Here is a 23,289-nt window from a genome sequence, read left to right on the forward strand (position 1 = left end):
CGGCACTTTCGGCAGGAGAGAGCAGTAACAAATGAATTCCTGCACTTCATCAATAATAGTAACTGTTAGAATAAGTGTTAGAACGGGCAGATATCATTATAACCAAATGCGAAATGAATATTTTCTTCATATTTACATATAATCTAGTATTAAGGAAGGAGTGTATTAAGTGCTCAAGTTTTTTTCAAATACTATATTAGCGTATTTAGAAACTGATATAAATAACTTTATAAATCAAAATAATTGCACTGTAATAAGTCTGTACTATACTCCTCTAGTATATGAGGGTGAAATTATGCATAATATAGTATTGTACTATACAATTCCCACAGAATAAGTAGCAATTTCTTTGTATATGATAGTAAGCCAATTAATAAAAATCGGATTTAAGGCCTCAAAAATATCCCGTTTATCGTAACTTGTGTCATAAAAATTATCTCCACCCTTTCCAATTAGCATGTGAAAAAAATGATTTCTGATAGTTATTATAAGATCAATAACATTAGCAAAGCCAATATGCATAGTATTACCATCGAACGAATAATAATTTTCTTTAATAACTCTTTGAAATTCAGCTTCAATTAAAAGTTCTGTTCCATTCATAAAAAACACGTCAAACTTATATCTCTCATATATATCATTATCTTTAAATAACACTTTCAAAAATCTTTTAAAAAATTTCAGTTCTCCCTCTGATTCTCCTCCCATAAAGTCCTTTAAGTGCTTATATGATCCTCTATAATCCATAGATTTAGACGCATATATCAACGGGAAAGAATAGCTCATAAATTCCAAAGCTCTATATATATGAACAAAAGATTCAATTGGTGAATCTTTTATGGTAATTAATGCATTTGTTAACTCCGCTAATAGTTGTCTGTGAACAAAATTATTTCTCCTATTTATTTGTATATATTTATTTATCGCTTTTTTTTCCGTTTGTCCATAGTGATCCAAAGAGAAAAAATCTTGAATTATTTTCTTCTTAAAAGTTGTATTATCATCTCTTCCTGGAATAGCATAATTTGTCAGTTGCAAACGTTCTGAATATTCTCCATGTACAGGATATGTAACTTTTAAAGTTCCAGATAATAATCTTATTAATAATGCTTCATGAGCTATTTCATCACGAATCAGCAATTCTGTAGGCATGTTCGTACTACTAATTCCATCTAAACCATCTTCAAATATAAACAGATCTTTCTGAACAGAACACATATTATAACTCCTGAGAAATAGCATCTAATAAGTCTGAATAGCTATATTGAGAAAATTTAACAATATTTTCAAAATAGTATTTTACCATTCTTCGTCTAGATAAACCGAGTTTTATCTTAGAAACATCAATCGCAGAAAATACATCCTCAAACATTTCTATTAAATTTTTTAACTCATCTTTGTTCAATTCGCATACTTCAGAAAAAACAGTATTCATTGCTGCTGAAAATCCAATAAAATTATTAGCAATTTTAAACCAACTATTCAAATATTCATCCTCTAGCATAGTAGAAATATAGTCAATCACATCCTTAAACTCACCATTTTTAGATGCTATATTTGAATTCAAAATTTTATCAGCAATTAATTCATTCATTTTTTCTTCTATTATCTTTTGATTATCAATGTTCACAGAATTACTAATATAGGCCAAATATCCCTTAATCAGGTTTTCTTTGTTCATACTTTCATCTTCACTTTTTCTTCTTGTTTTTTTAGCCTTCTCTGTAACACTTAGTATTGGCAACGAATCAAAATCAAATATATTTCCTGCTAATATTTCTATTTGATGGCGCGCAGACATTGGCTTTTGACCATTATTTAGCGTGATCATTCTATAAAGCAATCTATCCATAGAATCGCATATCAGAATATTACAATATAACATTCTTGATAGATCCAACTTAGACCGATCGATTCTGTTTAAAGTAGTCAGCCTTTGGATACCATCTAAAATAAATGCGTTTTTCATATTTTTATTGATATACACATCACTTATTTCTTCTTCTTCTGGCATTTTATCGTCAACTTTAATAGCAACAGTGATATTCGGCATAATACATCCCGTTTGAATATCCTCTTCTAACCTTTTATAAAAAGAAGCTCTCAAAGGATTTCTTTGAAATTCCAATTTATTAATTAACGGAACTAATTTTTCGATAGCATATTCATAATCTACACCTGTTGTTAAATAAAAACTTCTTATCACCTTGTCATACTGTATATCATATAATTTTAAATCCATTACTTTTCCTTCTTTCTAAAGCATACGTTCTAACTGTTATATGTTTTCATGCAAAGTTTTCGAATAATTTGATTAGGCGAATTAGGGCTACCCTCCACCTCAATTTTTAACTGTTTTCGCAAACCATTTATTGCATTACGAATGGTTGTAACTTGATAACCTTCATTAGTTAAAGTGTCTCTTAATTTTTTTCGGGTTATTTGGTCAGTATTTTCTAATTCTACTAAAATACGCTTGGTACAAGGCAGACCTCCCTGGGGTCTGTTTTTCTTTATAGCACCTGCTGGTTTATCACCTGCCCATTTAGATAATATATTATATCCTTTTTTATGCTTAGCATCTCTATTTTTTGCTGCCGGGATGCATATCTTAGCGCTATTGTCTCCAAAATCATGTCTGCCAGAGCATTTTACTGTTTCAGTAGCCAATTTATAACTAATATATCCATAAAGCGAATAACCTGATTGCCCTTTTTTTACACCACCAGATATATTATCCCACATAACACCTTCTATTTCTGAAATAGGCACTTCACTACAGATATAGTCCGAAGGAGTTCTACTAATCACAACATATAATTCATCATCCATCTTTAATTATCCTTTTCCAAATATTTCTTCACTGCATCTACAAATTTTTCCGCTTTTTCATACTGTTCCACAGCATCATTTCTGGACACCAGAAAGAAATCAGCATAGTCACAGTTGTTCCTGATCTGGAAAGCGCTACTTATGTATTTGGAATATTCTTTATCAAATTTTCCAGTCTTTACATATTCCTTCTGGAAATAAGCTATTACCCCTGCATGTTTAGAGAAGTCCACTTTATCCAATGCAAGTATAGCTCTGATAGCTGAAAACATGGCATAGTAAGATCTTCCGATCGAATCTTTATATTCTCCGGCATCAAGCAGGATCTTAGCAGAGTGAAGTTTTTCCTGCGCAGTCTCTAAACGATATTCAACAAGTTCCTTTTGATAGTCAGGCACTCAGCTTCACTCCTTCCCGCGCGATATTTCTATAATAAGGGAGTATATCTTTATAAGTTTCAAATTCACTATATGGAATTACAGTTGGGGAAATGATCACCTCATAATCTAATTCCAGATCTGAAACAACGTCCCATATTTTCTTTAACTGATTTTGCAGTTCCCGTCTTTCGCCTTTTACGATCGCCACAATATCAATATCTGACTCTGTATTATAGTCTCCCCTGGCATATGATCCATACAAATAGATATCACACAAATTCTGATTATAGATACTGCGGTATATTATAACGATTTTCTTCAATAATTTTTCGAGATCGTTCTGTGTACACATATCATATGATCTCCTTCCCAAAACTAAAAAGCTACAAGTTTATATGTTTGAAATTTCTTATATAATTATTATACCTGCAACTTATATTTTAAACAATTACTTTCTTTGGAAGCGTAGAATACGTATCAGAATATCTTCTGCAAGATTCCGAAACGTATTCTACACATTGTTTTTTGCTGCATAAATTCTGAGCGGCTCACAGGAGTCCTGATGCCCCATAATTCAGCTTTGCCGGGGGAAGTGTTAGAACAGGTGTTAGAACAACCTCAAAAAGATGATGATTTCCATACAAAAGCAGCAGGATAGAAAAGTAAAAGAAAAACCGCAAAGCCCATAACTCAAGGCTTTGCGGTATCGCAATAAAAAAATCGGAGTGACAGGATTCGAACCTGCGGCCTCTACGTCCCGAACGTAGCGCTCTACCAAGCTGAGCCACACTCCGGAAATATAACAGGAAATAAATTTTAAAAATTCCCATTATGATGAAATAAGGAATCTGCCCCAGGCAAATTCCCAGCTACGGAAAAGGGACTTGAACCCCTACTAACAGAGTCAGAGTCTGCTGTGCTGCCAATTACACCATTCCGCATCATTGTCGCCGGCTGTCGCAGGCAACACGATTATTATAACAGACTTTTCAAAAAAATCAAGCATTTTTTAAAAAATCTTTTCTGACCCTTGAATGAAAAACTAAATTCCACTTACATGCTGAATTTAGTCTTACAATGCCATGACTGTTCTTAGGCTCCTGAGCCAGAGGTTTCATATACAAGCCATCCCGTGAGGGACTTGCTCTTGATGGGACGAAAAAGAAATGCTATACTACCCCAAACACGACGAGCGAATTTGACTGTTCTTGAGTTCTTCGCCGTCGGTAATAGTCTAAATGCATTTCTTTTTTGGGCTGTCAAGAGTGGCGTAGCTAGATACAGAATTTAGTCTTGCAAGACATTCCTGCTACGTCCTATTTGTGGTATACATTTTTCTATAGCTGCATTTTTTTCACCTAATTGTCGTTTATTTTGTAAGACTTAATTCCACAATAAAGAGTAAATTCCGTTCAAATATGGCTTTTAGTCTTCAGTATGGAATTTGCCTTTACATGCGGAATTTACTTTTTCACTCAACCAATCTTTTCTGACTGACGGGCAGGGAATATTTCCCCGTCGGTGGGGAATATAATATGGCAGGAACAGCAGGATGGCAGGAAGAGGATGAAGATCAACATAAACTGGAAGGATAACAGGATAAAACTATATATAGAAGCGGGACTGGCAGTTCTGCTTATCCTCACTTTAACTTTGGCGGGCGCGTCAGGGATGTTATCTTCCCGCGAAAACGGACAGGAGACGCAAAGCGCGGAAGGGACGCATGCAGAGAGCGTGCAGCAGGCGGCGGGAGAAGATACAGAAGAAGCACAGACGGCGCAGGCCGAAGAGGCCATTGCAAACGGACAGTATCCCATCATGGGAAGCAGTTCAGTGACAGTTCAGGAGATGGTGGATTATTTTCATTCTTCCGGGGAGGAATATCCGGCCGAGGAGCTTGCGGAAGGCGGCGCGGCCACCATAGAGACATTTTGCCAGATGTATTATGACGAAGCGGCGGCGGAGGGGGTGCGCCCGGAGGTGGCCTTTGCGCAGACGATGAAGGAGACCGGATTTCTGCAGTACGGAGGCGATGCCAGCATCGAACAGTTTAATTTCGCGGGACTGGGGACGACCGGGGGAGGCGTGCCGGGCAATTCCTATCCGGATGTGCGCACCGGGATCCGGGCACAGATCCAGCACCTGAAAGCCTATGCCACGGCAGACGCCCTGAATCAGGAGTGCGTGGACGACCGGTATGAATATGTTAAGAAGGGGGCAGCTCCTTATGTGGAGTGGCTGGGTCAGCAGGAAAATCCGGAGGGACTTGGCTGGGCCACGGGTGACAATTACGGATATGATATTGTGAGTATGATCCAGGATATGATGGGATAAATCAGGGGCCAGGGGCTTTCTTAAGATTCTCTAAATATCTTGACAAATCGGCATCTTACGGATATAGTAGGTGATAGTTTTTAAAGTAGCCAAAAGGCAAAAGGTGTCGAGGAAGAGGAGTACACCATTCCTTCCGACAGAGAGGACTGCCCGGGTGAGTGTCTTATTAAAGAGGCGACTTTCCGGCTGGAAGGCAGTTCGGGATAAAGGATGGTGGAAGGTAGCTTCTGAACCGGATAACTGAATGGCGCGGCAATAAGCAGACGCAGGTAAGATATCCCGGAGTTGTCCACGTTACAGGACTTTAGAGAGATAAAATAAGGTGGTACCGCGGAATTTTCGCCCTTTACGTTTTTGGTAAAGGGCGATTTTTTAACTGTGAAGATTCCGTGAACAGGGGAAAACAGTGACAAGGAGAAGAAGATGAGTAAAGAACTGGCAAAGACCTATGATCCGAAAGCAATTGAAGAAAAACTTTATGACAAGTGGTGCGAGAAGAAATATTTTCATGCGGAGGTAGACCGAAGCAGAAAGCCTTTTACTACGGTAATGCCGCCTCCGAACATTACGGGAAAGCTGCATATGGGGCATGCCCTTGACAATACCCTGCAGGATATCCTGATCCGGTATAAGAGGATGGAAGGGTACAATGCCCTCTGGATTCCCGGGACAGATCATGCTGCCATCTCCACAGAGGTGAAGGTGACGAACCAGCTGAAAGAAGAAGGTATCGATAAAAAGGAGCTGGGCCGCGAGGGATTTTTAAAGAGGACCTGGCAGTGGAAGGAAGAGTACGCCGGTACCATAGAAGGTCAGCTTAAGAAACTGGGTGTGTCCTGTGACTGGGACAGAGAGCGGTTCACCATGGATGAGGGATGTTCCAAGGCCGTAGAAGAAGTATTCATTAATTTATATAAGAAGGGATACATTTACAAAGGATCCAGGATCATCAACTGGTGTCCTAAGTGCAAGACTTCTCTTTCCGACGCGGAAGTTGAGCATGAGGATCAGGAAGGACATTTCTGGCATATCAAATATCCGATCGTGGGAACAGACCGGTTTCTTGAGATCGCGACCACACGTCCGGAGACGATGCTGGGCGATACCGCCATCGCGGTTCATCCCGACGATGAGAGATACAGAGATATCGTGGGGAAACAGGTGATCCTGCCGCTGGTAGGACGGGAAATTCCGATCGTGGCTGACTCCTATGTAGACAAAGAGTTCGGAACCGGCGCGGTTAAGATCACGCCGGCTCATGACCCGAATGACTTTGAAGTAGGAAAAAGACACGGTCTGGAAGAAATCAATATTATGAACGATGATGCTACCATCAATGCCAACGGTGGGAAATATGAGGGCATGGACCGCTATGAGGCGAGGGAGGCCATCGTAAAAGATCTGGAAGAACAGGGCTACCTGGTAAAAGTGGCGCCGCACAGCCATGCGGTGGGAACCCATGATCGCTGTGGGACGACAGTGGAGCCGCTGATCAAACAGCAGTGGTTCGTAAAGATGGAAGAACTGGCGAAACCGGCCATCAATGCGCTGAAGACCGGGGAGCTGAAGTTTGTTCCGGAGCGTTTTGACAAGATCTATCTCCACTGGCTGGAAAATATCAAGGACTGGTGTATTTCCCGGCAGATCTGGTGGGGGCACCGGATTCCGGCATACTATTGTGACGAGTGCGGGGAGCTGATCGTGGACCGTCACGCTCCAAAGAAGTGTCCGCACTGTGGCTGCGTTCATTTTACACAGGATGAGGATACACTGGATACATGGTTTTCATCTGCCCTGTGGCCCTTCTCCACACTTGGATGGCCGGAGAAAACGGAAGATCTGGACTATTTTTATCCGACGGACGTACTGGTGACCGGGTACGATATTATCTTTTTCTGGGTGATCCGCATGGTATTTTCCGGGCTGGAGCATACCGGGAAGTCACCGTTCCACACCGTGCTCATTCACGGGCTGGTGCGGGATGCCCAGGGACGCAAGATGAGCAAATCGCTGGGCAACGGGATTGATCCTCTTGAGATTATCGACAAGTACGGAGCAGACGCTTTGAGACTGACGCTGGTGACAGGAAATGCGCCCGGAAATGACATGCGCTTCTATAACGAGAGAGTAGAGTCCAGCCGGAATTTTGCCAACAAGGTATGGAACGCTTCCCGTTTCATCCTTATGAATATGAAGGAAAACGTGACGGAGAAGCCGGATGACGCGCTTCTTACCTCCGCAGACAGATGGATCCTGTCAAAAGTCAATACCCTGGCGGCTGACGTGACAGAAAATATGGACAAATATGAGCTGGGCATCGCGGTGCAGAAAGTCTATGATTTTATCTGGGATGAGTTCTGCGACTGGTATGTGGAGCTGGCAAAATACCGGATCTATCATGCGGAGGAAGATCCGGCCGCGGCAAACTGTGTGCTCTGGGTATTGAAAACAGTGCTGGGACAGGCTCTGAAGCTTTTGCATCCGTTTATGCCGTTCATCACGGAGGAGATTTACAGCGCCTTGGTTCCGGAAGAAGAGTCTCTGATGATGTCCTGTTGGCCGGAGTATAGAGAGGAGTGGGCATTCTCGAGGGACGAAAATGTGATGGAACACGTAAAAGCGGTGACAAAAGGCATCCGGAATATCCGTTCAGAGATGGATGTGGCAAACAGCCGTAAGACGAAAGTGTATATCATCAGTGAGGATCCGGAGATCTGTGATGGGATCGCGGCTCTCAGCGAGTCTGTAAAGTCCCTCATGATGGCAAATGAAATCCTGATCCAGAAAACGAAAGAAGGGGTCGCGGACAACGCAGTGTCTGTGGTGGTTCCGGACGCGGTGGTGTATCTTCCTCTGGAAGATCTGGTGGACCTGGAACAGGAGAAGAAACGGCTGGAAAAGGAAGAAGAGCGGCTGGGGAAAGAGATCAGAAGAGCTGAGGGCATGCTTGCCAATGAAAAATTTGTGAGCAAGGCACCCGCGGCGAAAGTTCAGGAAGAGAGGGAAAAGCTGGAAAAATACAGACAGATGCTCGCCCAGGTAAAAGAGCGGATGGCGGGACTCAGGAAATAAAAGGAAGAGGTCACAGATGAAGCATTTCCATATCAGAAAGCCGAAAATTAAATTTAAAAAACCGGATATCAAAGGTTTTTTTACAAAACTGAAAAATTTGAAAAAAGAAGATATTAAACGGCATTTTAAAGAGAGGAAGGAGCGCAGACAGCGCATTTTGGAGAAACGGCGCAACAGCAGGTTTGCCCGCAGGATGCAGCCGGTATACAAGTGGATGAACCGGTTTTCCCTGCCGCTCCAGTTCCTCCTGGCATGTGTCATCAACTTTCTGATCGAAGTGGTTTCCCGTCTCTCTTTGTTTGAGGCATGGGATTATCTGGTGGGAACGCCCCTGGTATTTTTGTATAACGCGTTCATGATATTTGTGACATTTTCCATCGTATATCTGGTGCGCAGAAGAGTATTCGCGCGGATTCTGCTGAGCGTATTCTGGCTGTTTCTGGGGATCTGTAACGGATATCTTCTGACAAAGCGGGTGACGCCTTTTAACGCTCAGGATCTGAAGGTGCTGTCTGACGCGTTGGAACTGACAGGCAATTATTTTAATACATTTGAGCTGGTCATGATCATTATCGGTGTTGTGGCTCTTGTGTTCTGGGTGGTATCTATGTGGCGCCGGGGCGGTCAGTTTACCGGGAAAATGCACAGATTTCTTGCTTTGGGAGGAGTGGTCGTGTCCTTTGCGGCGTGCCTGTTTCTGACAGATGTGGCGATTGACAAGAGAGTCATATCTAATTATTTCGGGAATATTGCGTTTGCCTATGAGGATTATGGATTTCCCTACTGTTTTTCTGCCAGCCTGTTTAATACCGGTATCAACAGACCGGCAGGCTACAGTGAAGAGACCATGGATGAGATCAGCAATAACGGGGAGATCACGAAGAATGAAACCGGACGTTCGGAGGACGAACTGCCCAATATTATCGTGGTCCAGCTGGAGTCTTTCTTTGATCCCACGGAGGTAGAGTGGCTCCGCTTTTCAGAGGATCCGATCCCCAATCTGAGAAAACTGTTCAGTGAATATTCCACGGGATACTTCAAAGTCCCGTCTGTGGGAGCAGGAACGGCAAATACAGAGTTTGAGGTACTTACGGGGATGAGTATGCGTTTCTTTGGCCCCGGGGAGTATCCATATAAAACTTATGCAAAGTTCAATACTTTGGAGAGCGCGGCCAGTGCGCTGAAAGCATTGGGATATGGCGCGGAAGCTCTCCACAATAATGGCGGAAATTTCTACAGCCGTGCCCAGGTGTTCAACAACATGGGATTTGACCACTATACAAGCAAGGAATTTATGAATATCCTGCAGACGACTCCAAAGGGCTGGGCGACAGATGATATTCTTGTGCCTAATATCATGGAATCTATGGATACAACGGAAGGTCAGGACTTTGTCTTTACGATCAGTGTGGAAGGTCATGGAGAATATCCGACAGAAAAAGTGCTGGAAAATCCTGAGATCGTTGTCAGCGGGGTAGAGGACGAAGGCGAGAGGAATGCCTGGGAATACTATGTAAATCTTGTACATGAGATGGACAAATTCGCCGGGGAGCTGATCAGCGCGGTGGAAGCCAGAAATGAACCTTCCGTGATTGTGTTCTATGGAGACCATCTCCCGACCATGGATCTGGAGGCAAAAGATTTAAAGAGCAAATATTTGTATAATACCAATTATGTAATCTGGGACAACATCGGACTGGAGAAAGAGGACGGTAATATTGCCGCGTATCAGCTGATCGCGGACGTGTTTGAACGGCTGGATATCCATTCCGGAACAGTGTTTAATTATCATCAGGAACGGCGTCAGACAAAAAATTATCTGGCAGATCTGGAGCTTTTGCAGTACGATATTATGTACGGAGAGCAGTATGTCTATAAAGAGAGCGGAGAACCCGTGACAGAAGGACATATGGTCATGGGCGTAAAAGACGCGGTTATTTCGGGCATTGTGACCCAGTCTGACGGCGTGTACAGTATTTACGGAGAGAATTTTACGAAACAAAGTAAAGTCTATATTAACGGAGAAAAGCAGACGACGAAATTCCTGAATAATACAAGGCTGGATCTGAAGGAATCCCGACTTGAGGACGGAGATACCATCATGGTAGCTCAGGTGGGGTCCAGCAACACGATATTCAGGACATCGAAGACTTATGAATACAGAGACGGGACACTGACAGAGCTGCCGGAGGAAGAGGATGCAGTGGAGAATGGAAGGCAGGCTTTCGTTTCCCAGGAAGAAGAGGAAGAATGACATACAGCGAGGCTGAGAGATATATACTGGAGATTCCCAAATTTACGAAAAAGAATGATCTGGGACAGACAAAAAAGTTCTTGGAATACCTGGGAGATCCCCAGAAAGGGATGAAAATCATCCATGTAGCCGGTACCAATGGAAAGGGTTCGGTATGCGCCTATATCGACAGCATGCTTCGCTCCGAGGGCAGAAAAACCGGACTTTTCACATCACCTCATCTGGTAAAGCTCAACGAAAGGATTACTGTCAGCGGGAAGAATATAGACGACAGGACTTTCTGCAGGGCATTTACTGAAGTGCGGCGTGCAGTGGACAGGATGGGAGAAGACGGCCTGTCCCACCCTACGTTTTTCGAGTTCCTGTTCGGAATGGCTATGGCGGTGTTTCGGGAAGCCGGAGTAGAATACGTGGTGCTGGAAACAGGACTGGGCGGCAGGCTGGACGCCACCAGTGCGGTGGAACCGGACATATGCGTCATCACTTCCATCGGTATGGATCACATGCAGTACCTGGGGAATACCATTGCCGAGATCGCGGGAGAAAAGGCCGGGATCATCCGGCCTGGTGTTCCGGTATTTTTTGCCGGGACAGACCCTAAAAGCGACGAGGTGATCCGGCGGACAGCGGAGGAAAACAACAGTTTCTGTAAAAAAATCGGGAAAGATGCGTACGAAATTCTCGGAATCCGGGACAAACATATTGCATTTTCGTGTTCCAGTGCTTATTATGGAAATACCACGTGGAAACTGAATAATACAGCGGTCTGTCAGCCAGGCAACGCGGTGCTTGCTATGGAGGTGATGCGCTGTCTGTTCGGAAGGAACGGACATCCGGACAGGTGGAGAGAGGCTCTGTCCACACTGAAGTGGGAGGGACGGATGGAAGAAGTTCTGCCTGATGTGTATATTGACGGGGCTCATAATATCAGCGCTGTAGAAGCGTTAGTGCAGAGCGTTCCCAAAGACGGGAAAGGAAATATTGTATTATTCTCCGCGGTAAAGGATAAAGACTATGAAAAAATGGCAGCCTGCCTGTGCTGTGAAATGGAGGCGGATCTGTTTGTGATGACACAGATCCGGGATTCCAGAGGCGCGGACGCGGGGGAGCTGGCAGATATTTTCAGGAAATATACAAAGCGCCCTGTTGTGGTAAAAACGTCTGTCAGGGAAGCGCTTGATTTTGTGATCAGCCGGCGGCAGGGACGAAAAGTCTACTGCCTGGGTTCTTTTTATCTGGCAGGGGAGATAAAGGAGTTGCTTCAAGGAGGTTATACAGATGCTGGACTATGAAGAAGAACTGAAAAAATTTAAGCCCAGTCTTGAGGTGGAGGAGATCGAGGACGCGGTCTACCAGGAGGACCTGTCGGATATGACAGATCTTCTGAAACAGGTTATGGATCAGAAGAAGTAGGGCATAGGATACGGAAGTTAAGAAAGACAGATAGTGGGGATATAGATGGATTATACGAAGAAGATCGTGTATCAGTCTAACTACTGGTACAATGATGGCCTGAGGAAAGCGCAGATCCGGGATATGTCAGGAGCGATCACATCTCTCCGGAGGAGTCTGCAGTTTAACAGAGAAAATATTGCGGCCAGAAATCTTCTGGGGCTTGTCTATTATGGGATCGGGGAGGTCCCTGAAGCGCTGGTAGAGTGGATCATAAGTAAGAATCTCAGGCGGCGGGACAATATTGCGGACTATTATATCAAGAATGTCCAGGCATCCGCGAAGGAACTGGAATCGATCAATCTGGCGATCAGAAAATATAATCAGTGCCTCGGGTACTGTCAGCAGAACGGAGAAGATCTGGCGGTGATCCAGCTCAAGCAGGTGATATCCGCGCATCCTTCGTTCCTGAAAGCATATCAGCTGCTGGCACTGATCTATCTGCATACAGAGCAGTACGCCAGCGCCAGGGAGATGCTCCGGACCGCCAGAAAACTGGATACTACCAATGAGATCACTCTGAAATACATGCATGAGCTGATGCAGAACAGGAAACGCCGCAGGCGCAGAGCCGAGAAGAAGGAAGAAGCGGTTGAGTACAGCCTCGGAAATGAGACGATCATACAGCCGAAACATTCCAGGCTGAAAGAGATGGCAGGGCAGCTGGCGGTAGCGAATATCTTTATCGGGGCAGCGATCGGAGCAGCCATCATATGGTTTTTGGTGGCTCCGGCGGTGAATCAGTCAAGATCTGACCGGATGAACGATCAGATGAGGGAATACAGCGACGAGATCAAAGCGCTGGAAGCGCAGGTGAGCGCGCAGACCAGGACACTGGACAATTACCGGGCAACTGAGGTGGACACCCAGCAGGCCCAGACAACGCAGAGCAGCTATGAGAATCTGGTAACAGTGGCGGATCAGTACAGTTCCGGTGAATATAGTTACACGAGCATGGCAGATCTTCTGCTGGGGGTCAGCAGAGACACTCTCGGAACATGGGGACAGTCACAGTATGACTCGCTGGCGGCCTCAATTTATCCCAGTGCCTGTGAGTCTTACTTTGCTGCCGGCGTTGAGGCCTTAAACGCGGCCAACTATTCGGGAGCCGTGGAGGCGCTGGACAAAGTGGTGCGTATGGATGAAGGATACAGCGGAGGACAGGCCCTGTACTGTCTGGGACAGGCGTATATGGGAAATGGCGATAATGAGAATGCGTCTGTTTATTTGCAGAAGATCGTGGACAGCTACGGCGATTCAGAATACGCGGCGGATGCCCAGACGAATCTGGATACTATCAGTCAGGCGGCAGACGCGGCCGGGGAAGAAGAGGAATAGTAATACAAAAGAAAAATAGTACGTCAATTTGCAAAAGAAAAGGGTATGCTCAGAGGCATATCCTTTTTTGTGCGTACAATTCAGAAAATATTGAAAAAAGGGGCCGTGTACCTGTTAACAGGTACACGGCCCCGGAGGAGGAGTATCACATGAAATATCAGGTGCAGGAAAACTGTCTGACAATTTATCTGCCCGCGGAAGTGGATCACCACAACGCGGAGGAGATCAAGCGGGAAGCTGACGCGGTGATCGACAGAAACCATATTAAATATGTCATCTTTGACTTCGAGAAAACAGACTTTATGGACAGTTCCGGAATAGGGGTTATCATGGGACGGTATAAGACGATCTGCCTGATCGGGGGAGAGGTCTGGGCAGTCCACGCGAACATGAGGATCAGGAAGATATTGACACTTTCAGGTGTGACAAAAATAATGCAGATATATGAGGAGGATGAGGTATGAAAAATACGAATGAAATGGAGATCAGATTTGAGAGCAGATCCACGAATGAGGGGTTTGCCAGAGTAGCCGTGGCGTCATTTATGACCCAGCTTAACCCTACCGTGGAGGAGGTGGCGGATGTCAAGACCGCGGTGTCAGAAGCGGTGACCAACGCGATCATCCACGGATATGAGAACGAGATACATAAAGTGTATATCCGCTGCCGGATCGAGGAAAATGTGTTTATGGTGGAAGTATGTGACAAGGGCAAGGGCATCGAAGATGTTGAAGAAGCAATGCGGCCTATGTACACGACAAAACCGGAACAGGACCGCTCCGGCATGGGGTTTGCCTTTATGGAAGCCTTCATGGACAGCGTGGAGGTAGAGTCTGAGCCTGGCAGGGGAACAAAGGTGAAGATGAAAAAGGCCATAGGAAAAGGAAGGGAGATATGGACCACACAATCGCTTTGATCAGAAAATCACACGATGGAGATAAAGAAGCGAGAGAACAGTTAGTTGAAGAAAATGTAGGTCTTGTCTGGTGTGTTGTGAAACGTTTCTACGGGAGAGGAACAGAGGCGGAGGATCTGTTTCAAATCGGGAGCATCGGTCTGCTGAAAGCCATCGATAAATTTGATATTTCTTATGATGTCAAATTCTCTACTTATGCGGTTCCCATGATCTCCGGGGAGATCAAACGCTTTCTCCGGGATGACGGTATGATCAAAGTCAGCCGTTCTCTGAAAGAACTTTCATACAAAAGTCTTCAGGCCAGAGAAAGAATGACGGCAGAGATGGGGAGAGAGCCGACAATCGAAGAGCTGTCTGAAGAGATGGGAATTGAGAAAGAAGAATTGGTGCAGGCGATGGAAGCAGGAGGAGAAGTAGAATCTCTATATCGGCCGATCCATCAAAATGAAGGGACAGAGATCCGTCTTCTGGACAAGATCGAAGAAAAAGAGAAGCGGGAAGAGAAGATCCTGGACCGGCTTGTATTAAAACAGCTTCTGGAAACGCTGGACGCACAGGAACGGCAGCTCATTTACCTGAGATATTTTGCGGATCGGACTCAATCTGACGTGGGAAGGATCATGGGGATATCACAGGTCCAGGTTTCGCGTATGGAGAAGAGGATCATTGAAAATTTAAGAAAGATAAGCTCCTGAAAATCTATGCATAATTTCATCAAAATCCAGGATACTATGGATATAATGCAGCGGATATGACCGGAAGCGACATGGAAAGACCGCGTGAGTTGAAGCTGCGCCCAGGGTGGAAAGGAGCGGTGAATGGTATGGAAAATGGGAGGAAAAAAATTTGGATCTGTCTTCTGACGGTTGTTCTGGCGGCTGTGGTCATCGGGATACTCTGGTATCTGAGCGTGCCTCAGGAACAGAACGGGGAAGGCTTTTTGATCCGGACATCCCGGCAGGAAGAATATACGGCGAGTGTTCAGCCGGGGTGTGCGGACAGCTCTTTAGAGGAGGGATATGATGTCCTCTGAAAATACAACACTGTACATCAAAGGGGACCGGAATGTAGAAATCACAAAACCGGATGTGACACTTGGCGATATTCTGTCTGTAGAATGTTCGGACAAGACGGTCCTGCCGAAGATAAAGACGCTGAAGATTTACAAGTTTAAAAAGACAGGCCGGCAGAGATGCGTGATATCCATACTGGAAATCATTGCGTGCGTCCATGAAAAATATCCGGATCTCGAGATCCAGAATCTGGGAGAAACAGATATCATCCTGACATATGAGGATCAGAAGACTCCGCCCATGTTATGGCATATTCTGAAAGCAGTATTTGTTGTGGCAGTCACTTTCTGCGGAGCAGCATTTTCCATCATGGCTTTCAATAATGATGTAAATGTGACAAAACTGTTCGGACAGATATATGAGTTTGTGACAGGACAAAAAACCAGCGGATTTACGATACTGGAGATCACTTATTCTGTTGGTCTGACCGCGGGGATATTGATCTTTTTTAATCATTTTGGCAAGAAAAGGTTCACTGTGGATCCCACGCCTATGGAAGTTCAGATGCGGCTGTACGAGAATGATATCCAGACAACGTTGATCGAGGACTCAGCCAGAAAGGGGGATGAGATCGATGTGGGCGGAAGCGGCAAGGCAGCTTCTTCTGGCAGCCATAGGACTTAGCGCGGGAGTGGCTGTAGCGGGAGGGTTGTTCTCATTTATTGTGGAGCTGGGAGTAGTAGCGGATTTCGCGGACAGGACGCATACCGGAGATAAGATCCTGCTGTACGAGAGCAGTGTGGCGCTGGGAGGGATCCTGGGAAATGTTCTTTATGTATATCAGATCGGATTTCCCGGGGGACCGGCCCAGATATCTCTCGGGCCATGGATACTTGGTATATTCGGTATCTTCGCGGGTATCTTTGTGGGATGCTGGGCCATGGCTCTGGCAGAGATCTTAAATGTCTTTCCTGTATTTATGAGAAGGGCAAGGATCGTCAGGTATCTCACAGCGTTTATATTGAGTGTAGCGATCGGGAAAGGCCTGGGAGCATGTCTGTTCTTTTTCAGAGGATGGTAGGAGAAAGAAAAAACGAGCAATATGCATTATGTGATTGTTTTGTGACTTAGAGTATAATTATCATTGGCAAAAATAAAGGGAAGAGATCGAAACCTCTTCCCAATCATACAGATTTATCTTATTGTTTAATTGACGAAAAAAAACATAAGGAGTCTGTATGATGAGTTTAATGATAAAGGAAAACGGCGTAACATTCAAGGAGTTGGAGAAAAATATTTATGCATGGATCTGCCAGATCGGAAGAGAGTTCACAAAAGAGTTCCTGGAGCGGTATGACAGGATGCTGATGGAGGGCAGGGACAAGAAGAAATACAGAAATAAAGGTGCCAGACAGACAACCGTAAAAACCGTGTATGGGGAAGTAACCTATCAGAGGACTGTTTATGAAGTGACCGAAGAAGACGGGACCAGACGTTTTGTATATCTGCTGGACGAGACACTGGAGTTGGATCAAGTAGGCTTGATCTCAACGAACATGGCGGAACTGCTGGTAAAAGGGATCACAGAACTGTCTTACAGGGAGTGCGCCTTACAGGTCAGTGAAATGACAGGACAGACCATCAGTGCGATGGGGGTATGGAACGTCATCCAGGCGTTAGGGAAAAAGGTCTGCGAGGACGAAGCTGAGTTGACAGAAGCATATAAGAAAGGCCATGTGAAAGGGAAACGAGAGGTTCCTGTTCTGTTTGAAGAAGCAGACGGAGTTTATATCAAACTGCAGGGAAAGGACAGAAAAGAGGAAAAACAGGATAAATCAGAGATCAAGATCGGGATTGCTTATGCCGGGTGGCGGAAAACCGGTCCGGATCGTTATGCGCTGGAAAATAAAGTGGTAGTTGCCGGATTTGCCAAAGCAAAAGAGTTCCAGGAATACCGGGAGGCGGCAATCGCACAGGAGTTTAACCTGGATGAGGTAGACCAGAGGATCTTAAATGCGGACGGAGCGTCCTGGATCAAGAAAGTGAAAGATAAAAGCACCTGTTTTCAGTTAGACCCGTTTCACCGGAACAAAGCTGTGAAAGAAAAAATTCATGAACCGGCTGCGAGGGATGCTGTTTTAGAACTGATAAAAGAAGAAGAGATCGAAGAAGTATTCCGGTATCTGGAGAACTATCGGAATAGCCTGAGTGATGAAGCTGAGATTGAAGATGTAGAAGACCTGATCCGTTATTATGAGAACAACCGTGAAGGGCTTGTGCCTTACCAATCCCAGGATCTGGAGCTGCCAGATCCGCCGGAGGGGCTGGAATACCGGAACATGGGGACAATGGAAAATCATGTGTGGAGTGTGATCGCGAAACGGATGAAACACGGGCACAGAAGTTGGAGCCGGCAAGGCGGGAACCATCTGGCGAAGATCCTGGCCAAAAAATGCAGCGGAAAGCTGCATGAAGTGACAGAAGGTCTGAGAAAACCGGTATTTGAAGAAGAAAAAGTAGAAGAGTTATACGGCGAGATCCTGATGTCAGCGAAGGCACCAAAGAAAGACGGAAAGGGCTATCAATATCCAGCAGTAGGACATGTAGTTGGATTGGATGGAAAGATACAGGGAGAGAGAAAGCGACTGCTGTACATGGCTGGATATTAGAAACCAGAAAAAGGACTGTTTGAACAAAAAAGATAAATCGAAAAGGAAGTTGCCAACGATTACTTGACAGTAACGTTTTGTGAAAAGAATATGGCCTGCGGTGGTGAAATCTGCTCAAGTATGTTAAAATACCTTCATCTGGCGCCGGACGAAAAAGGTCCCGGCCGGATGAGGGCATTTTTATTTATGCAGAAGGGAAACACGGGTATGCTACAGATCAGGAATATCTGCAAGGAGTACCGGACCGGGAGTCTGGTACAAAAAGCACTCGATCATGTGAGCCTGAACTTAAGAGACAATGAGTTCGTTGCGATCCTGGGGCCAAGCGGGTCGGGAAAGACGACTCTTTTAAATATTATCGGAGGACTGGACCGGTACGACAGCGGGGATCTGATCATCAATGGGGTTTCTACAAAAAAATATAAAGACAGAGACTGGGACTCCTACAGAAATCATACGATCGGATTCGTATTTCAGAGTTATAATCTGATCCCGCATCAGACGGTCCTGGCAAATGTGGAGCTTGCGCTTACCATTTCCGGCGTGGGGAAAGATAAGCGGCGAGAGCGTGCCAGGAAAGCTTTGGAGAGCGTGGGGCTGGGAGACCAGATCCACAAAAGGCCCAATCAGCTCTCCGGAGGGCAGATGCAGAGGGTGGCCATCGCCAGGGCTCTTGTGAATGATCCTGACATTCTTCTGGCAGATGAGCCTACCGGGGCTCTGGACAGTGAGACCAGCGTGCAGGTCATGGAACTTCTGAAAGAGGTCGCAAGGGACCGTCTGGTCGTGATGGTTACTCACAACCCGGAACTGGCCTATGAGTACGCTACACGTATCGTAAATCTGAAAGACGGACATATCATATCGGACAGTGACGCTTTCTCAGTGGATGAGGCAGTGATGGAGAAAACAGAACACCGGAACATGGGAAAATCCTCTATGTCATTCCTGACTGCGCTGGCTTTAAGCTTTAACAATCTGCGCACGAAGAAAGCCCGGACACTTCTGACAGCTTTCGCGGGTTCTATCGGGATCATAGGGATCGCGCTTATCCTTTCTCTGTCTACGGGAGTCAATGAATATATTGAAGATATTGAAGAAGAGACCCTGTCCGAGTATCCGCTCCAGATACAGAGTACAGGGTTCGATTTCAGTTCGGTCATGGGCGTTGACAGCGGATCGCCCGGAAATGCCGGCGGCCAGGAAGAGGGAGACATTCACGTGATCGAGATGGTCTCAGATATGTTTTCCACGATGGATTCCAACGACCTGAAATCTCTGAAAGAATATCTGGACAGCAAAGAGAGCGGTATCGAACAATATACAAATGCGGTTGAGTATTCCTACAACGTGACTCCACAGATCTATCGTCAGGATGGAGATGAGATCCGGCAGGTGCATCCGGATCAGTCGTTTAACGCGCTGGGTCTGGGTTCGACGTCCGCGTCCAACAGCCTGATGTCTAATATGATGAGTACAGATGTGTTCTATGAAATGCCAGAGAACGCTCAGCTCTATGAAGATCAGTATGAGGTAAAGGCAGGAAGGTGGCCGGAAGCTTACAACGAGTGTGTGCTTGTACTGACTTCAGGGGGCGGCATCAGTGATTTTATGCTGTATACGCTCGGGCTTAGGGACACCGCGGAACTTGATGATATGATCCGGCAATTTGCCAATGAGGAGAATGTAGAGACTCCGGAAAACATGGGAGAGTATTCCTATGAAGATATTCTGGGCATAACATTCCGGCTGGTAAACAGCGCAGATCTTTACGAGTATGACAGTCAGTATCAGGTATGGACAGACAAATCAGGTGACCAGGAATATATGAAAGATCTGGTGGAGAGTGGCGAAGAGCTTACCATCGTGGGTATTGTACAGCCTGCCCGGGACGCGAATGCCGCCGCGCTCACCGCGGGAATCAATTATCCGGCATCTCTGACAGAGCATGTCGCGCAGTACGCGGCCGGCAGCGAGATCGTTCAGCAGCAGATGGAAGATCCGTCTGTCAACGTATTCACAGGGGAAGCATTCGGGGAACAGAGTAAAGGCGATGAGTTCGACATGGCGAGTCTCGTGACAGTAGATGAGGAGAAGCTGGACGAAGCCTTCGGATTTGACGAAAATGCGTTTTCGGGCCTGGCAGATACTTTTGATTTTTCCAGTGTTTTTGGAAGCGCGGGGAATTCTGTTGATCTTTCGGAAATGCTTGATCTCAGCGGAATAAGCATCGAACTGCCGGATATGGGAGACATGGATTTAGGCGATATAATGGGGGAGATCGAGATTTCTCTCTCTTCTGAAGATTTTGCGCGGATCGCCGGAAGCCTGATGGACGGATATCAGGAGTACGCGAAGGAGCATCCCGAAGCAGATTACTCCGGGCTGCTGCAAAGTTTTCAAGAGTACTTAGGGACATCCGGAGCGCAGGATATTATGAGAGCGACGATCGTGGATATCATTCAGCAGAATGGCGGGATCACGGTAGAGAGCGGACAGATAAATGAACTGATGGAGGCGCTCAGGGAGGGCTTCCGGGATTATATTGCAGACAGAGATACTTCCGGATGGACATTAGATGAGTTTTACAATGAGCTTGAAAACTATATGGCTACGGATATGGCGCGCCAGACAGTAAATGCATGGACAAACGGAATTTTCACCTCCGGACTTCAAAATCTTACAATCAGTGACGACTCGCTGGCTGCAATGGCAGTTGGACTGGCGGAAGGGTACCGTCAGTATGCTCAGGAAGGAAACGGACCGGATCCGTCTCAGATGGGACAGCATTTTATGGAGTATCTCCAGACAGAAGAGGCCCGGCAGATACTGTCGGACGGTCTGTCATCGGCGGTGGATATGGACAGTGTGGAAGAGCAGCTAGCGTCAGCGGTAGAGAGCTATGTGCAGAGTGCCATGGCTTCGTACGGAAACGCGCTTGGTCAGGCTATGGAGGAGCAGATATCCTCGGCAATGCAGCAGATGATGAGCCGTCTTGCGTCGGGAATGAGCGATGCCATGAGCCGTGCGATGACCAATGCGGGAAACAGTCTTTCGAATGCGGTGAACATTGATGCGGACGCGTTTGCGGACGCGTTTCAGATGAACATGACCGGGGAGGAACTGTCGGAGCTTCTTATGTCAATGAACTCATCCGAAAACGCGTCTTACGAGAATAATCTGAGGACTCTTGGTTATGTAGATTTTGATACTCCGGGCAGCATTGATATCTATCCGAAAGATTTTGAAAGCAAAGAGGAAGTTGTAAGGATACTGGACGAGTACAACAGCAGGATGGAGTCGGAAGGGAAGGAAGAGCAGATCATCACCTATACAGATATGGTAGGTACACTGATGTCATCTGTGACGGATATCATCGATACGATCAGCTATGTACTGATTGCGTTTGTTGCCATTTCCCTGATTGTATCTTCGATCATGATCGGCGTGATCACATATATCAGTGTTCTCGAGAGAAAGAAGGAGATCGGGATCCTGCGCGCGATCGGGGCATCCAGGGGGAATATCTCGCAGGTGTTCAATGCGGAGACATTTATCATCGGGCTGTGCGCGGGCCTGATCGGCATCGGCCTTACACTCCTGATCCTGATCCCGGGAAATATGCTGATCCATTATCTGGCAGGCACGAGCGATATCAGTGCCGTACTCCCGGTACTTCCGGCTGTTGTGCTGATTGTCCTCAGCGTGATCCTGACTCTGACAGGGGGGCTTATTCCATCCCGGAAGGCGGCAAAGAGTGATCCGGTGACAGCACTTAGGACAGAATAAAAGAATCAGAAAAGATGAATTATACAATGGTATCCCATGTCTAAAAAATGACGGGATCAACAGACAAAAAAGGGCAATTTGGCTCGCATTAAGCGTCTGAGCCTGCCCTTTTTTGTGTTTTTGCATAAAAATAACAGCAATTTTTCAAAACTTTAAAGCAAATTTTTGAAACATGAAAAATCAGATACAGGATATAATCTGGTTATATTAAAGATTGACTGGAAAAACCAAAAAGGAGGATGTAACAAATGAAAAAGAAAGTACTTGGAACTTTACTGGCGGCAATGATGGTAGGAGCGATGCTCACAGGCTGTGTGACTGACGGAAGCTCATCCGGAAGTGATACGGCGGATAAGACTGCCGATGAGGGCAGCAGCGACGGCGCTAAAAAGTTCGCCGCGTTTGTTCCGACAATGACAAACCCGTACTGGGTAAGCGAGCTTGGACAGCTGGAATCAGATATTGAGGCTGACGGCGGCACACTGGATATCTTTGACGCGCAGAGCGATCAGTCCAAGCAGATCTCACAGGTTGAGGACGCGATCTCAGCAGGATATGACCTTTTCTTTATCAGTGCTTTTGACGCGGACGGTGTAAGGCCGGCTCTGGAGGCGGCAAATAAGGCAGATATCCCGGTTGTCGCGATCGATACTTCTGTGACAGATGTAGATCTGGTGCAGTGCCAGGTGACAGCGGACAATGCTGAGGCCGGAAGACTTGCGGGCGAAGCGCTTGGTAAAGAACTTGGCGAAAACGCACAGGTAGGTATCATCGGTCTCTCCGTAAACATGGACTGCCGGGCGCGTTCCGATAACTTTAAAGAAGGACTTGCAGAGACCTGCCCGACGGCTGAAATCGTATTTGAACAGGAAGGAAACGGAACAACAGATACAGCTCTTACGATCATGGACAATATGATCCAGAGTTATCCGGATCTGGACGCAGTCTTCTGTATCAATGATCCCTCCTCTCTCGGAGCGGTCGCTGCTCTTGAGTCAGCCGGTATGCTTGAAAATGTGCTGGTGGCTTCTGTAGACGGATCTTCTGACGGCGTAAACGCTGTAAAAGAGGGCAAAATGATCGGTACAGCGGCACAGTTCCCGATCGAGGTGGCAAAGACCTGTCTTGAGAACGCGTACAAGCTTCTCGACGGCGAAGAGATCACGGACAAGGAAGTTATGGTTCCGTCTCTGTGGATCAACGCGGACAACTGCGAGGAGAACCCGGGATATTAATTCGG

At 45.8% G+C, this 23,289-nt stretch carries 20 protein-coding genes and 2 tRNA genes; 15 read left to right on the forward strand and 7 right to left on the reverse strand.

Annotated elements, in window-relative coordinates; translation table 11 throughout:
• Nucleotides 1-315 precede the first annotated feature (315 nt).
• The 7 genes from BQ7367_RS06365 to BQ7367_RS06395 all read right to left on the reverse strand — a co-directional run bounded on the left by BQ7367_RS06365 (nucleotide 316) and on the right by BQ7367_RS06395 (nucleotide 4,153).
• Nucleotides 316-1,218, reverse strand: coding sequence for a hypothetical protein (locus BQ7367_RS06365; RefSeq protein ID WP_072524685.1), 903 nt, complete (start codon nucleotides 1,216-1,218; stop codon nucleotides 316-318).
• A gap of 1 nt (nucleotide 1,219) precedes the next feature.
• Entirely contained in the window at nucleotides 1,220-2,242 is a 1,023-nt protein-coding gene (locus tag BQ7367_RS06370; RefSeq protein WP_072524686.1) for a hypothetical protein, read from the reverse strand.
• A 29-nt stretch (nucleotides 2,243-2,271) separates the two neighbouring features.
• Nucleotides 2,272-2,832, reverse strand: coding sequence for a hypothetical protein (locus BQ7367_RS06375; RefSeq protein ID WP_072524687.1), 561 nt, complete (start codon nucleotides 2,830-2,832; stop codon nucleotides 2,272-2,274).
• A 2-nt stretch (nucleotides 2,833-2,834) separates the two neighbouring features.
• On the reverse strand, nucleotides 2,835-3,230 hold the full coding sequence (locus BQ7367_RS06380) for a HEPN domain-containing protein (RefSeq protein WP_072524688.1): 396 nt from the start codon (nucleotides 3,228-3,230) through the stop codon (nucleotides 2,835-2,837).
• The gene (locus BQ7367_RS06385; RefSeq protein WP_072524689.1) at nucleotides 3,223-3,564 is read right to left on the reverse strand and encodes a nucleotidyltransferase domain-containing protein; all 342 of its coding nucleotides are present in this window, start codon (nucleotides 3,562-3,564) and stop codon (nucleotides 3,223-3,225) included. The genes BQ7367_RS06380 and BQ7367_RS06385 overlap by 8 nt, the downstream gene beginning before the upstream one ends.
• A 368-nt stretch (nucleotides 3,565-3,932) precedes the next feature.
• Nucleotides 3,933-4,006: transfer RNA gene (locus BQ7367_RS06390), tRNA-Pro, on the reverse strand.
• Between the two features lie 75 nt (nucleotides 4,007-4,081).
• Nucleotides 4,082-4,153, reverse strand: a tRNA-Gln gene (locus BQ7367_RS06395).
• A 580-nt stretch (nucleotides 4,154-4,733) separates the two neighbouring features.
• Between BQ7367_RS06395 and BQ7367_RS06400 the strand changes: the two genes are divergently transcribed.
• The 15 genes from BQ7367_RS06400 to BQ7367_RS06465 all read left to right on the forward strand — a co-directional run bounded on the left by BQ7367_RS06400 (nucleotide 4,734) and on the right by BQ7367_RS06465 (nucleotide 23,284).
• Nucleotides 4,734-5,546 (forward strand): glucosaminidase domain-containing protein, encoded by an 813-nt coding sequence (locus tag BQ7367_RS06400; RefSeq protein ID WP_442855361.1) that lies wholly within the window; start codon nucleotides 4,734-4,736, stop codon nucleotides 5,544-5,546.
• A gap of 423 nt (nucleotides 5,547-5,969) precedes the next feature.
• Complete coding sequence (locus tag BQ7367_RS06405) at nucleotides 5,970-8,618, forward strand: valine--tRNA ligase (protein WP_072524691.1); 2,649 nt, start codon at nucleotides 5,970-5,972, stop codon at nucleotides 8,616-8,618.
• A 16-nt stretch (nucleotides 8,619-8,634) separates the two neighbouring features.
• Entirely contained in the window at nucleotides 8,635-10,872 is a 2,238-nt protein-coding gene (locus BQ7367_RS06410) for an LTA synthase family protein (RefSeq protein WP_072524692.1), read from the forward strand.
• On the forward strand, nucleotides 10,869-12,164 hold the full coding sequence (locus tag BQ7367_RS06415; protein WP_072524693.1) for a bifunctional folylpolyglutamate synthase/dihydrofolate synthase: 1,296 nt from the start codon (nucleotides 10,869-10,871) through the stop codon (nucleotides 12,162-12,164). The genes BQ7367_RS06410 and BQ7367_RS06415 overlap by 4 nt, the downstream gene beginning before the upstream one ends.
• Nucleotides 12,151-12,285, forward strand: coding sequence for a hypothetical protein (locus tag BQ7367_RS14885; RefSeq protein ID WP_268874767.1), 135 nt, complete (start codon nucleotides 12,151-12,153; stop codon nucleotides 12,283-12,285). The genes BQ7367_RS06415 and BQ7367_RS14885 overlap by 14 nt, the downstream gene beginning before the upstream one ends.
• Before the next feature lie 45 nt (nucleotides 12,286-12,330).
• A complete protein-coding gene (locus BQ7367_RS06420) occupies nucleotides 12,331-13,662 on the forward strand; it encodes a tetratricopeptide repeat protein (protein ID WP_072524694.1) in 1,332 nt (443 codons plus the stop codon).
• A gap of 149 nt (nucleotides 13,663-13,811) precedes the next feature.
• Entirely contained in the window at nucleotides 13,812-14,126 is a 315-nt protein-coding gene (locus BQ7367_RS06425) for an STAS domain-containing protein (RefSeq protein WP_072524695.1), read from the forward strand.
• Entirely contained in the window at nucleotides 14,123-14,578 is a 456-nt protein-coding gene (gene spoIIAB, locus BQ7367_RS06430) for an anti-sigma F factor (RefSeq protein ID WP_072524696.1), read from the forward strand. Before BQ7367_RS06425 ends, spoIIAB begins: the two co-directional genes overlap by 4 nt.
• Entirely contained in the window at nucleotides 14,557-15,273 is a 717-nt protein-coding gene (sigF, locus tag BQ7367_RS06435) for an RNA polymerase sporulation sigma factor SigF (RefSeq protein WP_072524697.1), read from the forward strand. The genes spoIIAB and sigF overlap by 22 nt, the downstream gene beginning before the upstream one ends.
• A gap of 71 nt (nucleotides 15,274-15,344) precedes the next feature.
• Nucleotides 15,345-15,611 carry a hypothetical protein gene (locus BQ7367_RS06440; protein ID WP_143142967.1) on the forward strand — a complete coding sequence of 89 codons (267 nt, stop codon included), beginning with the start codon at nucleotides 15,345-15,347 and terminating at the stop codon, nucleotides 15,609-15,611.
• On the forward strand, nucleotides 15,601-16,275 hold the full coding sequence (locus BQ7367_RS06445) for a stage V sporulation protein AA (protein ID WP_072524699.1): 675 nt from the start codon (nucleotides 15,601-15,603) through the stop codon (nucleotides 16,273-16,275). The genes BQ7367_RS06440 and BQ7367_RS06445 overlap by 11 nt, the downstream gene beginning before the upstream one ends.
• Entirely contained in the window at nucleotides 16,226-16,672 is a 447-nt protein-coding gene (locus BQ7367_RS06450) for a stage V sporulation protein AB (protein ID WP_072524700.1), read from the forward strand. Before BQ7367_RS06445 ends, BQ7367_RS06450 begins: the two co-directional genes overlap by 50 nt.
• 160 nt (nucleotides 16,673-16,832) lie before the next feature.
• Nucleotides 16,833-18,260 (forward strand): ISLre2 family transposase, encoded by a 1,428-nt coding sequence (locus BQ7367_RS06455; RefSeq protein WP_200786773.1) that lies wholly within the window; start codon nucleotides 16,833-16,835, stop codon nucleotides 18,258-18,260.
• A 207-nt stretch (nucleotides 18,261-18,467) separates the two neighbouring features.
• Nucleotides 18,468-22,049, forward strand: a complete 3,582-nt coding sequence (locus BQ7367_RS06460) for an ABC transporter ATP-binding protein/permease (protein ID WP_072526108.1) — start codon at nucleotides 18,468-18,470, stop codon at nucleotides 22,047-22,049.
• 248 nt (nucleotides 22,050-22,297) lie between these two features.
• Nucleotides 22,298-23,284: a substrate-binding domain-containing protein gene (locus BQ7367_RS06465; protein WP_072524702.1), complete on the forward strand. Its 987-nt coding sequence runs from the start codon at nucleotides 22,298-22,300 to the stop codon at nucleotides 23,282-23,284.
• The last annotated feature ends 5 nt before the right edge of the window (nucleotides 23,285-23,289 follow it).

The sequence above is a fragment of the Clostridium sp. Marseille-P3244 genome, from assembly GCF_900120155.1.
Taxonomy (GTDB): domain Bacteria; phylum Bacillota; class Clostridia; order Lachnospirales; family Lachnospiraceae; genus Mediterraneibacter.

Excerpts from the sequence above, each read along its gene's own strand:
- BQ7367_RS06365 (WP_072524685.1), bottom strand. The coding sequence starts at position 1,218 with ATGTGTTCTGTTCAGAAAGATCTGTTTATATTTGAAGATGGTTTAGAT.
- BQ7367_RS06370 (WP_072524686.1), bottom strand. The coding sequence starts at position 2,242 with ATGGATTTAAAATTATATGATATACAGTATGACAAGGTGATAAGAAGT.
- BQ7367_RS06375 (WP_072524687.1), bottom strand. The coding sequence starts at position 2,832 with ATGGATGATGAATTATATGTTGTGATTAGTAGAACTCCTTCGGACTAT.
- BQ7367_RS06385 (WP_072524689.1), bottom strand. The coding sequence starts at position 3,564 with ATGTGTACACAGAACGATCTCGAAAAATTATTGAAGAAAATCGTTATA.
- BQ7367_RS06405 (WP_072524691.1), top strand. The coding sequence starts at position 5,970 with ATGAGTAAAGAACTGGCAAAGACCTATGATCCGAAAGCAATTGAAGAA.
- BQ7367_RS06410 (WP_072524692.1), top strand. The coding sequence starts at position 8,635 with ATGAAGCATTTCCATATCAGAAAGCCGAAAATTAAATTTAAAAAACCG.
- BQ7367_RS06415 (WP_072524693.1), top strand. The coding sequence starts at position 10,869 with ATGACATACAGCGAGGCTGAGAGATATATACTGGAGATTCCCAAATTT.
- BQ7367_RS14885 (WP_268874767.1), top strand. The coding sequence starts at position 12,151 with ATGCTGGACTATGAAGAAGAACTGAAAAAATTTAAGCCCAGTCTTGAG.
- BQ7367_RS06420 (WP_072524694.1), top strand. The coding sequence starts at position 12,331 with ATGGATTATACGAAGAAGATCGTGTATCAGTCTAACTACTGGTACAAT.
- BQ7367_RS06425 (WP_072524695.1), top strand. The coding sequence starts at position 13,812 with ATGAAATATCAGGTGCAGGAAAACTGTCTGACAATTTATCTGCCCGCG.
- spoIIAB (WP_072524696.1), top strand. The coding sequence starts at position 14,123 with ATGAAAAATACGAATGAAATGGAGATCAGATTTGAGAGCAGATCCACG.
- sigF (WP_072524697.1), top strand. The coding sequence starts at position 14,557 with ATGGACCACACAATCGCTTTGATCAGAAAATCACACGATGGAGATAAA.
- BQ7367_RS06440 (WP_143142967.1), top strand. The coding sequence starts at position 15,345 with ATGGAAAGACCGCGTGAGTTGAAGCTGCGCCCAGGGTGGAAAGGAGCG.
- BQ7367_RS06445 (WP_072524699.1), top strand. The coding sequence starts at position 15,601 with ATGTCCTCTGAAAATACAACACTGTACATCAAAGGGGACCGGAATGTA.
- BQ7367_RS06450 (WP_072524700.1), top strand. The coding sequence starts at position 16,226 with ATGTGGGCGGAAGCGGCAAGGCAGCTTCTTCTGGCAGCCATAGGACTT.
- BQ7367_RS06455 (WP_200786773.1), top strand. The coding sequence starts at position 16,833 with ATGAGTTTAATGATAAAGGAAAACGGCGTAACATTCAAGGAGTTGGAG.
- BQ7367_RS06460 (WP_072526108.1), top strand. The coding sequence starts at position 18,468 with ATGCTACAGATCAGGAATATCTGCAAGGAGTACCGGACCGGGAGTCTG.
- BQ7367_RS06465 (WP_072524702.1), top strand. The coding sequence starts at position 22,298 with ATGAAAAAGAAAGTACTTGGAACTTTACTGGCGGCAATGATGGTAGGA.